The sequence below is a fragment of the Streptomyces lucensis JCM 4490 genome (assembly GCF_014650035.1).
Taxonomy (GTDB): Bacteria; Actinomycetota; Actinomycetes; order Streptomycetales; family Streptomycetaceae; genus Streptomyces; species Streptomyces lucensis.
The window spans coordinates 203,329-216,170 of sequence record NZ_BMUE01000009.1; the positions used below are offsets into that span (position 1 = coordinate 203,329).

Genomic DNA, 12,842 nt, shown 5'->3' on the forward strand with positions numbered 1-12,842 from the left:
CCGCGCACACCTGAGGACCATCGCAGCAGGTGAGAGACACACCAGCCCAAGGTCGAACGCCTGGGTAAGTTGCTTCGGGACGAAGAGGTCGTGGGTTCAAATCCCGCCACCCCGACGCTGGTCAGAGGGCCTGGTGTGCAAGTTGCACCAGGCCCTCTGGCGTGCTTCGGGGCCGAACCGGGGGCCAACGGATTCCGATCAGGCCTCGCAGGCGGTCGCCTCACGACGCTGGGCAGAGATCACGTCCATGGCTTGGCTTCCGCCCCAGGTGACAACCGGCCGAAGCTGCTGATCCCAGGGAGCGGCCCCACCTACTCGGTGGCGGACAACCAGCCGAGCTGCGAAAGCCGCGGGAACGCCCCGGAGCGATCATGCTTCGGGGCGTTCGGCATCCGGATCCGGCATCAGCCGCAGTGATCATTTCTTGGCGCGTCGCAGCTTGAGCACGTGGTCCATGTGGCTGGGAGCACTCTGACCCGGGCGGCCACCGGTCTGCGACCAGGGCAGATCAAGGGCCTGTGATCGCCTTGATCGTGTACGGGTACGACTCTTGCTGCCACGTGGCCGTGAACACGGCCGTCGGACGCGCTGCGACCTGTGGCACGCGGCCGTCCGTCGTGAGCGTCTTCGCGCTGCCGAAGGTGCCGGAGCGGCTGATCAGCCGGGCGGTGGCCTTCGTGACGCTGTACGGCGGCGTGGAGATGGCCGTGGTGGTCTGCGACACCAGCATGCCGTCGCCGTCGTCGTCCAGGGCGAGGTCGGGGCGGTCGCCGGCGCCCAGCGACGTGATGGCACCGAGGGTGCCGCCGGCGGAGAGTTTGCGGCCGTACAGCTCACGCTTGCCGGCGTTGTTGCGTACCCACACGACCACCGAGTCGCCGTCCAGATCCGTCCCGAGGGTGTGATGGACGTCCACGTTCTCCGTGGATGTCGAGATACGCAGCGGTTTTGACAGCGTGCCGGTGTGGCTCCAGCGCGAGGCCCAGACCTGCGAGCGGTCGCCGCCGCCGGAGCGGTAGCTGATCACCGCGTCACCGTCCCGGTCCACGCCGACCCGAACCATGCCGAAGCCGCCGTACGCCGCGATCGGCGTGGTGAGCACCTTCGCCGCAGAGATCGAGGTTGCGGTCATCCGCTTGGCCACCACGTCGGAGCCGCGCACCCAGGCGACGACGAACTGGCCGTTGCGGTCCACACCGATGGCCGGCGGCTCCGCCGAGCCCGAGCCGAGTGTGTGCACCGCGCCGAGCGTCCCGTCGAGCTTCAGCCGACGAGCCACCGCGTACCAGCTGCCGTCGCGGATCTCCGTCCACGCCACCATCGAGCTACCGCCGGGCGTCACGGCGACCGAGGGCGTGGTTGCGGGCGACCCAGGGGTGGAAAGCATCTGCAGCGAGCCGACGAGGCTGCCGGAGGACGCGACCCGGCGGCCGACGACGGTGCTGTCCTGCTGCCACACCACCGACGAGTCGCCGGTGTCATCGGAATCGGCCTGCACCCAGCTGATGGCGCGGCCGTCCGGGGACAGGGTGCGGGTCGCACCCAGGGTGCCGTTTGCATACTTCACCCGGGTCTGTACACGGAAGTAGGAGCTGTTCGCATTGTCCATGGCCGCCCAGGCGAGGAGCGCGTCGCCGGAGCGGTCGATGGAGACCTGGGGGTCGTCCTGGCCGGACCAGCCGGACGCGGTGACATTCCACGTGGACGTCCACGCGGCGTCGGCGTTCACAGCGAGCGTCGCGGTGAGCGCGATTCCGGCCACGGCCGCCACGGCGCCTGCGCCGATGAGGCGGCGTTTTGCCGAACGCCGGTGACGTACTGCCTGAGGTGCCACTCTTGCATCCTTTCCAGGGCTGCCGTGGACTCCACGGCAGCGAGGCTGTCCTAACGGCTGCTCAGTAGGTACAGCGGTGTTGCGGGCGCATACGTCACAGGAGCAACACAGGACTCCTACGGAGTGCCGGACGGGGGCCAAACGCAACGACGGTTCGCGCCGGCCGAGGGTGCCTCGGGCGGGGTTCGTGCGGGGCGCCGGCGTCGGCCGACGAGGCGGTGGGCGCGCCGGTGCGGGCGGCGTTGGGTGTGGCGGGTGTCCGGCCGGTGCCCCGTCCCGGACAGGTATCCCAGGATCTCCTGTTTCCGCAGGTCGTCAGGGGTGGGATCGTCCCGTCGTTGCAGGGCGGGGGCGGCTGTTGTCCCAGGCCTGCCGGGCGTCCGACGCTGTGGTCGTCGCACCGGCTGAAGTGGCCGACCGCCCGGCAGGGGCACAGCGCCCCGGGTCATCCGTGCCGGGGTCACCGTGCCGAGCCACGGGGACGTGCGACCTCATAGTGATCAGAAAAGGAACACGCATATGAACGTGAAGTCCTTCACCGTGGGCCGTCGTGCGGCCGTGGCCGCGGGTCTCGTCCTGGCCCTCGGGTGTGGTGTGTCGGCTCAGGCCTCCGCCGCCGGTTCGGTGACGCACCGCTCGGGTGGCAGCGGCGCCAAGGGCACCGTCGCCGCCTGCTCCCAGGAAGTCCTCGGGGTGTCCGCCACGAAGGAGCCCGCGGACAGCAGGGACGCCAGGCACCTCCTCATCACCGTCCAGAACGCCGGCGACAAGGCGTGCAACCTCTACCGCTACCCGCGTGTGCGGCTCGGTGCCGACGCCCGGACCACGGTGCCCGTGATCAAGGAGAGCGACCCGAACCCGGGCGTGCCCGTCACCCTCGCTCCGGGTGAGGAGGCGTACGCCGCCCTGCTCGTCGCCGGCGGCGCCAGGGACGAGTACGAGGCGAAGAGCATCACCCTCGGTCTCCAGGGCCGTAAGCCCGGCAGCAGCGCGGGCAAGCCGATCGATGTCCCCATGCCCGTCGACACGCTGTACGCGGACGACGGTCAGCTCGTCACCTACTGGACGACCGCCCCCGGCTTCGCCCTGGACTTCATCATGTCGAAGTGACCAACCCCGTTCCGGGCAGCTCCGCTCCGGGCCGCTTCCCAGCGGCCGACCGGTCCTTCGGGCGGCCTGTGCGGCCGTCGCTTCCTCAGTCGCCCGTCTCCGCCTCGTCGTAGGCGGTGGTCATGGGGATCCAACCGCTTGGGTTGCGGTACCAGTAGCGCGGCAGTCCCTTGGTGGTGGTGGTGCGGAACGGGCGGCCGTGGTCGTCGATGCGCACCGTGCCGGTCCGGCCCTCGGAGGCCCAGTCGAGGTCGAGGTACCAGTCGCAGGTGCAGGTCCCGGTGCGCGCGGAGACCAGCAGGACCTCCGGCTCCCGCAGGGACACCCGGTAGGGGAAGTCGATCGCGGGGGTCGGCCGGTCCGGTTCGTTGCCGGGCATCGAGCGCGCCAGGGGCCGTCGGGCGTCGAGGTTCACGGAGAAGTGGCGGGGGATGAGGGCCGCGCCACAGCCTTCGTACATGGAGTAGGCGATGCCCCGGTCGGCGGCGGGGGTGGCGCGGTTGACCACGCGTACGTGCAGTGCCTCCAGGACGACGGCGGCGGAGCCGCGTCCCTGCACCGAGATCCGCAGATCGGTGCTGCGCCCGTGCACCGCCCGCTGGGACACGGCCCACGCCTCGGCGTCCTGCGGGGTCGGCGGCGGCGGGACCTGCCGCGGGGGCTTGGCTATGACGTAGTCATGGTCGCAATCGTGCCGCCAGATGTGGGAGTTGGCCGTCCAGCTGAGCGGGGCCGGCGGTGGGACCGTGCCGGCGTCCGCTCGGTGCTCCCGCGGGCTGCCGCCGCTGTGCGTGGCCGGCGCCGAGGGTTTGGGTGTCGTGTGCGCAGTGGCCGACGGCTCACCTTCGCCGGAAGGAGGCCCGGCCGTGGGTCGCGGGTCGCCTCCGCCGTGCGCGGCCTGGGCGGAGGGCATCGGCGTGGTGCGGGCAGCGGCCGACGGTACACCGCCGCCGGAGGAGGGTCCGGCAGCGGATGTGATGAGGCCGGCGAGCGTGACGGCGAGCGCGGCCGCCAGTGCCATCGATCGCACGGGGCGTCGTCGGGGACGTCCGGAGTGGGGCCCTCCGGAGTGGGGCCCTCCGGAGTGCGGCCGTGCGGAGTGGGGCCGTTCGTCCGGCGGCGAGGTCGGCTCCGGGTGTCCGTCGGCCGGCGGGGTGGGGGGCTCGGGTGTCTCGCCGGCCGGGCCGCGGTGGCTCGCGGATGCGGCCGGTGCCGCAGTGCTCGCGGTACTCGTGGTGTCGTGGGGCGCCGGTGGCCGCCGGGTATCGGATCGGCGTGCTCGGCGCCGTGCCGCTACTGCCAGGATCCACCGGCGGTGCAACTCCACGCGTTCCTCGGGGGAGGCTGCGCAGAGTGCGGCGAACCGCTCGATCGCGGTGAAGTCCGAAGGGACCGTCTCTCCGCCGCAGTAGCGGTGCAGCGTGGAGGCGTTCACGTCCATGCGGCGGGCCAGCGCCGCATAGCTGCGGCCCGTGCGCTCCTTCAGGCGACTCAGCAGTGACGCGAACTCCGCTACGTCATCGGTCATCGTGGATTGCGTCCATGTCGGTCCGTACTCGCATCCGTCCGTCGCCCTGTGCGGTCATGTCCCCCTCCGGACGGCGCCCCAGACAAGCCAGGCGCCCAGGCACCCCCATACCTGTACGTCGGTACGGTCGGGATGGTTCCACGGTCGCGCCGCCCCGCCGGAAGCCGCACGACCGACGACCGCGGCACCGAAGTAGTCCTCGTTCTCCGAGGAGCCGGGTACACCCGCCGTGTTCTGCGTGAACTGAGCGGCTAGCGCGCCGTGTGGCGCCGCCGTACTGGACTGTGACGTAGCCCCGTTCCCCGTCCGGCCGCTCGTAGCCGCGGCCGATGGCGAGGTCGCCGTCGCCGTCCTTGTCGAAGTCGCCGATGGCGGTGATCGGGCCGCCGCCGATCTGGTGCCCGCCGTCGTCGGGCACCCGCAGCCGGCCGGCGACGTCGGCGAAGCCGCTGCCGCCGCGGTGGAAGTAGGCCCGCAGGTCCACGTCGCTGTCGGTGAGGTCGCGACCGAGGATGTACAGGTCCGTGGCGGCGTCGGCGGTGACCCGGCCGGCCACCAGCTGCGAAGCGTCCAGGTAGCCGTGGCCGCTGCCGAGCGACTGCCAGCCGCCGTGGCCGCCGGTGCGGGTGAAGGGGCCCTTCAGCAGGACGACGCCGGTCTGGCTGCTGCTGATCGCGGTGATGTCCTGGTCTCCGTCGCCGTCGAAGTCGCCGGTCGCGACGTCGACCCCGAACGAGTCGCCCTGGCCCGGGTACTCCGGGGCGACGGGGGAGTTGAGGACGGTGCCGGAACCGAGGCCCTTGGCGCCGCCCCAGACGACGGTCAGCCCGCCGCGGCGGGAAACGCCTCCGGCGTCCTCGCCCGGCGAGGAGACGACCAGGTCCGCGTAGCCGTCACGGTCGAGGTCCGCGGTGGCGGCAGCGGCTCCCCAGTCGTCGCCCTTCTCGGCCTTGGACTGGTACGGACGCCCGATGGTTGTACGCCGGAGATGGGCGTGGTCGCCGTGTGCCGGCGTCGGCGGCAGGTCGGGGGGCCTTGCCGATTCGGGGAGGGCTGTCCGGTCCCGTCACGGCGCGGAGCGGCCCGACGGCGCGTGTTTGTCGTCGACTTGAGCGGCAACGCGAAGTTCCATGAGTCAATCGAGCAGCGGCACGAGTCAGAGTTCCGCTTCCAAGCGGAGTGCGTCCACCAAGGCCCGGCGGGCCACGGCGAAGGCGACCGCGCCCGCGTCGCAGGCCGCGGACAAGGCGGCCGAGAAGTCCGGCGCCGCGGCGTCGGCGGCCGCGGACACGGCGGAGCGCGCGGGTGCGAAGGGCAGCGCGGTCGTGCACAGCGCGGTCGAGCGTGTCCAAGCGGGCCGGCAGGCCGTCGTCACCGCCTCGGGACAGGCCGTGACCCTCGCCAAGACGGCGTGGACGGTGATCGCCCAGCGAAAGCTCGTCGCCGCCGGTGTGGGCGCGGGCCTGTCGGCGGTGAGCGCGACGTCCTACCTGGCGGGCCGTCGTGCGGGGCGCCGTACGCTCGGTCCGATCACCCGTCTCACCGGCGGGCGGATCTGAGGCGAGGGCGGGTCACGTCGGTCCGGCCCGCCTCACGGGCGTGTTCACCGGTCCGGCCAGGCTCACGGGCCTGTTCACGGGTCCGGCCCGCCTCACGGGCCTGTTCACGGGTCCGGCCCGCCTCACGGGCCTGTTCACGGGTCCGGCCCGCCTCAAGGGCCTGTTCACCGGTCCGGCCCGGTGCGAGGAGCGGGCGGCCGGGCCACGTCCCGGCGGATCACAGGTCGTAGCTCTCGAAGTAGTGCGTTCGCTGGTGGCTCGTGGGGAATCCGTACCGCACGTCCGTGAGCATGCGGACGAGGAACTCGCCCAGACCGCAGTCGAATCGCCGCCAGTCGCCGTACTCCCCGCAGAGGACGGGCCAGTCGTCCGGATCGGCCGCCCCGGTCTGCCAGACGAAGTCGAGCTCCTGCTCCGAGGATCCCCACCGCAGCAGGCCCCCCGGCGCCGGGTAGGCGGCGTAGGGCTCGTACAGGTCGGTGCCGTCGCCGCCCAGGCCGGCCCAGACCACGATGTCCATGCCCCGGGCCCCTGGGACGAGGAGGTCGACGTAGTCGTCGAAGGTACCCGTGCCGAAGAGGTCGACGATCTCCTTGTAGTCCCTCGGCAGCGGTGTGCCCAACTCGGCCTCTGCGGCTCGCCAGTCGACGGCCGGCCGCGGCACCGGTTCCCAGCCGGTGAGGACGCACAGCCTCTCGGCCCACGAGGAACCCTCGGGGAACCCGGTGACCGCGGGTTCCTCACGATGCGCGATCACCGCGACCACGCGTTCCCCGTGCGGGGTCCCGACGGTGCCGCAGCCGATCCAGTGGGACTCGCAGGGCCAGCCCCGCATCTCCTGCAGCTCGTCCCCGAACGGCTCGACGAGCGGCAGTCCGGTGCGCTCGGTGAGTGACGGGTCGGTGAAACCGCCCATGGCGAGATTGCGGGGCGCGCCCGCCCACCGGCCCACTTCGGCGAGCAGTTCCTTCAGCACCGTGCCCTCCGGCGCATCGAGAACGACCGGCGATCCGCCCGCGAGGGACGAGTCGGTCGTCTTCCGGATCGCGGCGGCGAACTCCGAGGTCTCCATGATGCTCAGTGAACATCGCGCCACTGACATCCTCGCCCGGTCACCCGATCCAGGCGGCCCCCCGAGCACAGCCCAGACACAACCCGCGGTGCGATATCTCGCCGGACGCGAGCGGCCACCCCCGTCACCGAAAGGGTGAAACCGCCCCTGTCCTGCGATGAAAGCTTCCGGCTCCGGTGATCATCTCGGTGTCCCCCGCCGTCGGCAGTCGGTGACACACCCGTGCCGGCGGCGTCCCTCGCGTCCCCCCACGTACATGAGGAGCGCACCCATGTCCCCACAGTCGGAAGAGACGGCCGAGCAGCAGGCCGGTGAGTTCACCCTCGGCGCCCGGGTCTCCACCGCGCCGAAGGCCACCGTAGAGGTCCCGGAGGCCGACGAGCAGTGGCCGCTGCCGAACGGCTTCGCCCACGTCTACTACGGCGAGGGCCACCCACAGGGCATCACACGACCGGTCATCATGGCCGACGGTTTCAACCTCGGCCGCAGCGACCTGGACTGGCTGTACCAGGGCCTGAACGGAGCCGACGGCGGCTACCCGCTGATCAGCGAGCTGCGCCGACGGGGCCGGGACGTGATCCTGCTCGGCTTCGAGGAGCGCTCCGCCTCCGTCCTGGACAACGCCCAGGCCGCGGTGGCCGCCATCATGCGGGCGAACGCCCAGCAGCTGGGCGACGCGGCGCTGACGGTGGGCGGCTTCAGCATGGGCGGGCTGATCACCCGCTACGCGCTCGCCCAGATGGAGACGCAGCGCATGGACCACCGCGCGCGGATGTACTTCTCCTACGACAGCCCGCACCGCGGCGGCGTCGTCCCCGTCGGGATCCAGGCGTTCGCGCACTTCATCCCGGTCGCCAACAAGTTCGCCCGCCAGATGAACAGCCCCGCGGCCCGGCAGATGCTCTGGCGCCACTACGACCCCGAGACCGGCGAGATCGGCGTCGCCCCCGAGCGCAGGGAGTTCCTCGAGAAGCTGGCGCAGGTCGGTCAGTGGCCGCGCGTTCCCCGCGTCCTGGCCCTCGCCAACGGCCGCGGCGACGGCACGGGACTGGAGATCGAGTCCGGCGACACCGCCCTCGGCGTCCAGCGGATCTACCCCGGCACCACGTTCTCCACCCAGGCCCAGGGCCGTGACGTCGTCGTCGCCGAGCTCAAGCGGCGCTTCCCCAAGGCCGAGAAGACCATCACCACCAGCGGCTTCCCCGAGATCGACGGCGCTCCGGGCGGCACCCTGCGGTCGTACGGGATCCTCGCCGACACGCTGAAGAAGCTGGGCGCCGAGGTCGACCTGCGCCATGAGCACGTCTGCTTCGTCCCCTCGGTCAGCGCGGTCTCCATCCGCGACCTCGACCAGCAGAAGGACCTCTACGCCGACATCGACGACCTCAACCCTGACGAGAGCGACGTCGACGACTTCATCTGCTCCTCGGCCAACACCGGGCACACCGTCGCCACCGAGGAGCTGTGCACCTGGCTGCTGGACCGCCTGCCGGACTGATCCCCGAACGCTCCGGGCACCGACGGGCCGCCTGCCCCGGGCGGGCGGTCCGTCGGCTGCCGCACGGCGCCGGGTCAGCCCGCTCCTCCTCCCCCCCCACGGCCCGCAGATCCGCGCACCAGACGGTGATCGACGCGTCGGTGCGCGCGATCTCGGCGCCGGCACAACCCTCCGCGGCCTCCGGGCGTCCCACAGGTGAACTCCGGACCCCGGACACCTCGAACATCTTGGAGCCGCCGTGCGCACACGGATACGGATGTACGCCACAGCAGCCGGCATCGTCGCCGCGGCCACCGTCGGGCCGGCCCTGCCGGCCTCGGCCGCCGTTCCCGCGCCGACCGTCGGTGACTTCAACGGCGACGGATACGCGGACCTCGCCGTCGGCGTGCCCGACGGGGCGGTCGGCGGGAAGGCGAAGGCCGGGTACGTCAACATCGTCTGGGGCGGCCCGAAGGGGATCGGCACCCGCGGCAGCATCCGCATCAGCCAGTCCACGCCCGAGGTGCCCGGCACCCCCGAGGCGGGCGACCGCTTCGGCGCCTCCGTGGCGCTGGTGGACCTGAACGGCGACGGCAGCGCGGAACTCCTCGTCGGCGCCCCGGGCGAGGACATCTCCGGCCTCGGCAAGGACGTGGGCATGGTCCTCGCGGTGGGCGGCGGCAAGGACGCCCCCGGCTCGGGGTCCGTCGTCCTCGACGGCCGCTCACCGTCGGCGGCGTACGGGCTGTCGGTCGCCGCGGCCGACCTGACCGGCGACGGCAACAAGGAGATCGTGATCGGCGGCAGGGACAAGGTCGTCGCCCGGGTAGCCCAGGGCGAGGACAGCATGGTCGCCACCGTCGTCACCGCCCCCATGGGCGGCCGCGCCCCCGTCCTCGCCACCGGCGACTTCACCGGGGACGGCAAGGCGGACCTCGCGGTCGGGTACTGGTCGAAGACCCCCTTCACCCAGTCGCACGTGCGCCTGTGGGCGTGGGACGCGGCCGAGCAGGCCATGGTCAACACCTGGAACACCGACAATGCCGGCGTCTCCGCCCTCGCCGCGGGCGACTTCGACGGCGACGGCCACGACGACCTGGCCCTCGGCGAGTGCCGTGAGATCGCCGACGAGAACATCGACGACCCGTGCGGCCCCGAGGAGACGGCCAAGGGCGGCGGCATCCACGTCCACTACGGCAGCGCCACGCCCGGCAGCTTCGGATCCCGCCGGCAGACCCTCAACCAGGACACCGTCGGCGTCGCGGGCATCGCGGAGGACGGTGACCACTTCGGCGCCTCCCTCGCCGTCGCCGACGTCGACAAGGACGGCCGCGACGACCTGATCGCCGGCGCCCCCGGCGAGGCGATCGGCGCCCGCGAGGGCGCGGGCGCCGCGACCCTGCTGTTCGGCGGCCCGACCGGCCTCGTCGACGCGTGGGGCGAGGGCCACTCCGTCGGGTACCAGCAGAACACCCCGCGCGTGCCCGGCGTCGCGGAGGCCGGTGACGCCTTCGGCGCCGCCGTCGCCACCGGCGACTACAACCACGACGGCAGGGCGGACCTCGCGGTCGGCTCCCCCGGCGAGAACGCCGGCTCGGGCGGCGTGTGGCTGCTGCCCCGGGCGGGCGTCAACGGCTCATCCGCCTTCACGCCCGCCAAGCTGGGGCTGCCCTCCCCGTCGAGCGCGCTCGCGTACGGCAGGTACCTCAACGGCCGGTGACCCGTCCCCGGCTCTCCTCGTGGGCGCGGTAACGCGGGGCCAGCGTGGCGGCCGAGCCGCCGCGCACGGCGAGTTCCGCGTCCGCCAGCCGGGCCACGGCCTCCGGCTCGGACAGGCCGGGCACGCACACCACCTCCCCGGTCTCCAGGGCGGCCAGGGAGGCCGTGACCACGTCGGCGGCAGGCATCCCGCCCTCGTCGTGGACCCGTGCCTCCCCGGGCACGGGGGCCTCGCCCGTGCCGAGATGGAACTCGGTGGCGGTGAGGCCCGGGCAGACGACCTGGACGCGCACCGGTGTGCCGGCCAGTTCCGCGGCGAGGGTCCTGGTGAACGTCACCATGTACCCCTTGGTGCCCCCGTAGACGGCCCGGTGGGGTAGGGGGCCGGGAGGCTGGGCGCCCGCGAACGCCAGCAGTGAGGCGACGTTGACGACCGCGCCGCGGCCGCGCTCCGCCATGTGGGGGACGGCCGCACGGGTCAGCACCGTAGGCGCCACGACGTTCACGTCGATCACCTTGGAGAGCAGGGCGGGATCGACCTCGGTGAAGGGGCCGTACCCGTTGATCCCGGCGTTGTTCACCAGCAGCGTCACGTCCTCGGCGGCGACCCGCTCCGCGACCCGGGCCAGGTCCGGGGCCTCGGCGAGGTCGGCCACCACCGGCTCCACCGCGGCGCCGGTCTCCGCCCGCAGTCGTTCCGCCAGGGCGCCGAGCCGTTCGGCGCGCCGCGCGACCAGCACCAGGTCCCAGCCGCGCCGGGCCAGCCGGGTGGCGTACTCGGTGCCGATTCCCGACGACGCTCCGGTGACCACCGCCGAGCCGGCTGTCCCTTCGCGTCCCGTCTCCTCATGTCCCATGAGTGGACCCTTCGCCAGCCGGCTCCGCCGCACGGCGGCCGGGAGCAGCCGGGTGACCCGCGGCCGCCCGGGTGAAACTCCGGGATCGGCGGCTGCCATATGCGGCAGTCCCCCGGCGCGCCCCAGCGAGGCGCCGCCCCGCCGGTCCGCCGCCTCGCCGGTCCGCCGCCTCGCCGGTCCGCCGCCTCGCCGGTGAACGTCCGGGGAACGTGCGGAACTTATCCGGCCCCTCGCTAGTTTCTACGGTGCTGCATAAGTGATCGGCCGGTCGGCCGCCGTCGGGGCGGTCCGGGCCCTCGACCTGACGTATGGAGTTCTCATGGCCCTGTGGGACCGCATCCGGGAATCCGCATCGCAGATGCAGACCCAGCTCGTGGCGAAGAAGAACGACCTCAAGAGCGGCGCCTTCCGCGACGCGAGCATGGCGATGTGCGCGCTGGTCGCCGCCGCCGACGGCACCGTCGACCCGTCCGAGCGGCAGCGCGTCGCCCAGCTCATCGCCACCAACGAGGTGCTGCAGAACTTCGACGCCGATGACCTGCGCCGCCGGTTCGAGGAGAACCTGAACAAGCTGACCGTCGACTTCGCCTTCGGCAAGGTCAGCGTGCTGCAGGAGGTCGCCAAGGCGAAGAAGAAGCCCGCCGAGGCGCGTGCCGTCATCCAGATCGGCATCGTCATCGGCGGCGCCGACGGCGACTTCGACAAGGACGAGCAGGCCGTGGTCCGCGAGGCGTGCTACGCCCTCGACCTGCCGCCGCACGAGTTCGACCTCTGACGAAGACCGCACTGCCGGGCACCGCCGCGTGCCCGCGGTGCGGCCATCGTAGTGAGGCCGCCCCGCGCTCCCGCGCGACAGCTGTCGGGGCACGCGCCGTCGGGACGATGGCGCGGCCGGGCAGGTCAGGGCGTGTCTGACGGGTCAGGGATGTCGAGACGTTCCCTTCGGGCTTGGCGGGCGGGTCAGATGCCGCGTTCGATCATGTCGATGACGTGCTGGCCGGCGTCGTGGGCCTGGGTGGGGTGGAGGCCGCGCAGGGGGCCGTCGATGAGGAGGACGGCGAGTCCGTGGACGGCGGACCAGGCGAGGAACTCGGCGCCGGGGCGGCGGTCCTCGGGCAGCAGGCCGTTCTCCACGAGGCCGTCGAGGGCGGTGCCTAGCAGTTCGAAGGGGGTCTTGCCGCCGGGGCCCGCGGCGGTGTCGGCGGCGGCGTGGGTCATGTCGCCGGGGACGTGGAAGGCCGTCCGGAACAGGCCGGGCTCCTCCTGGGCGAAGCGGAGGTAGCCGGTGCCGACGGCCCGGAAGCGGGCGCGGGCGCCGGCCGCCGGATCCTCGGCGGGCGGCAGGGCGGCCTGTTCGGCCTCCATGGTGTGGGCGACGTGGGCCATGGCGGCCTGGGAGACGGCGTGCAGCAGGGCGCCCCGGTCGGCGAAGTGCCGGTAGGCGGCGTTCGGGACGACCCCGGCCTGCCGGGTGGCCGCGCGCAGCACGACTGCCTCGGGACCGCCCTGGCGGGCGAGTTCGAGACCGGCTTCGATCAGTGCGTTGCGGAGGTCGCCGTGGCGGTAGGTGTCCCGCTTCGACTTGCCGTTGCCGGTTGACGCCACGGCTACCGCCTCCAATGTGGACAGCATCCACTTAGTCGTCTAGGCTCATGCTTGCTCGTCCGGGGGACGTGGATCGCCACG

At 72.6% G+C, this 12,842-nt stretch carries 11 protein-coding genes and 2 pseudogenes; 5 read left to right on the plus strand and 8 right to left on the minus strand.

What is annotated here, in order from left to right:
- Nucleotides 1-508: 508 nt before the first annotated feature.
- Nucleotides 509-1,834, minus strand: coding sequence for a hypothetical protein (locus IE177_RS35125; protein WP_229816202.1), 1,326 nt, complete (start codon nt 1,832-1,834; stop codon nt 509-511).
- A gap of 519 nt (nt 1,835-2,353) precedes the next feature.
- Here IE177_RS35125 and IE177_RS21745 point away from each other — a divergent pair.
- The gene (locus IE177_RS21745; RefSeq protein ID WP_190017033.1) at nt 2,354-2,944 is read left to right on the plus strand and encodes a DUF4232 domain-containing protein; all 591 of its coding nucleotides are present in this window, start codon (nt 2,354-2,356) and stop codon (nt 2,942-2,944) included.
- 85 nt (nt 2,945-3,029) lie between these two features.
- Here IE177_RS21745 and IE177_RS35605 read toward each other — a convergent pair whose 3' ends face one another.
- From IE177_RS35605 to IE177_RS35615, 4 genes and pseudogenes are all read right to left on the minus strand, one after another.
- Nucleotides 3,030-3,965 (minus strand): hypothetical protein, encoded by a 936-nt coding sequence (locus tag IE177_RS35605; RefSeq protein WP_308431585.1) that lies wholly within the window; start codon nt 3,963-3,965, stop codon nt 3,030-3,032.
- A gap of 357 nt (nt 3,966-4,322) precedes the next feature.
- Nucleotides 4,323-4,472, minus strand: a pseudogene (locus IE177_RS35610) (helix-turn-helix domain-containing protein); the annotation flags it as partial.
- Nucleotides 4,462-5,028, minus strand: a complete 567-nt coding sequence (locus IE177_RS35130) for a hypothetical protein (RefSeq protein WP_229816203.1) — start codon at nt 5,026-5,028, stop codon at nt 4,462-4,464. The gene IE177_RS35130 and the pseudogene IE177_RS35610, both read right to left, overlap by 11 nt.
- A 324-nt stretch (nt 5,029-5,352) precedes the next feature.
- Nucleotides 5,353-5,496, minus strand: a pseudogene (locus IE177_RS35615) (hypothetical protein); the annotation flags it as partial.
- A gap of 106 nt (nt 5,497-5,602) precedes the next feature.
- Here IE177_RS35615 and IE177_RS21760 point away from each other — a divergent pair.
- Nucleotides 5,603-6,031: a hypothetical protein gene (locus IE177_RS21760; protein ID WP_190017035.1), complete on the plus strand. Its 429-nt coding sequence runs from the start codon at nt 5,603-5,605 to the stop codon at nt 6,029-6,031.
- Nucleotides 6,032-6,248: 217 nt separating this feature from the next.
- On the opposite strand, the gene IE177_RS21765 is transcribed toward IE177_RS21760, so the two are convergent.
- Entirely contained in the window at nt 6,249-7,103 is an 855-nt protein-coding gene (locus IE177_RS21765; RefSeq protein WP_190017036.1) for a hypothetical protein, read from the minus strand.
- Between the two features lie 271 nt (nt 7,104-7,374).
- Here IE177_RS21765 and IE177_RS21770 point away from each other — a divergent pair, with 271 nt between their 5' ends.
- Both IE177_RS21770 and IE177_RS21775 read left to right on the plus strand, forming a co-directional pair.
- Nucleotides 7,375-8,601 (plus strand): esterase/lipase family protein, encoded by a 1,227-nt coding sequence (locus IE177_RS21770; RefSeq protein ID WP_190017037.1) that lies wholly within the window; start codon nt 7,375-7,377, stop codon nt 8,599-8,601.
- A 238-nt stretch (nt 8,602-8,839) separates the two neighbouring features.
- Entirely contained in the window at nt 8,840-10,300 is a 1,461-nt protein-coding gene (locus IE177_RS21775) for an FG-GAP-like repeat-containing protein (protein WP_229816204.1), read from the plus strand.
- On the opposite strand, the gene IE177_RS21780 is transcribed toward IE177_RS21775, so the two are convergent.
- Nucleotides 10,287-11,156, minus strand: coding sequence for an SDR family NAD(P)-dependent oxidoreductase (locus tag IE177_RS21780; RefSeq protein WP_190017038.1), 870 nt, complete (start codon nt 11,154-11,156; stop codon nt 10,287-10,289). The genes IE177_RS21775 and IE177_RS21780 overlap by 14 nt on opposite strands.
- Before the next feature lie 319 nt (nt 11,157-11,475).
- On the opposite strand from IE177_RS21780, the gene IE177_RS21785 reads away from it, so the two are divergent.
- Nucleotides 11,476-11,931, plus strand: coding sequence for a tellurite resistance TerB family protein (locus IE177_RS21785; RefSeq protein ID WP_190017039.1), 456 nt, complete (start codon nt 11,476-11,478; stop codon nt 11,929-11,931).
- 185 nt (nt 11,932-12,116) lie between these two features.
- Here the strand turns inward: IE177_RS21785 and IE177_RS21790 are convergent, their stop codons facing one another.
- Nucleotides 12,117-12,761 carry a TetR/AcrR family transcriptional regulator gene (locus tag IE177_RS21790; protein WP_229816205.1) on the minus strand — a complete coding sequence of 215 codons (645 nt, stop codon included), beginning with the start codon at nt 12,759-12,761 and terminating at the stop codon, nt 12,117-12,119.
- Nucleotides 12,762-12,842: the final 81 nt, after the last annotated feature.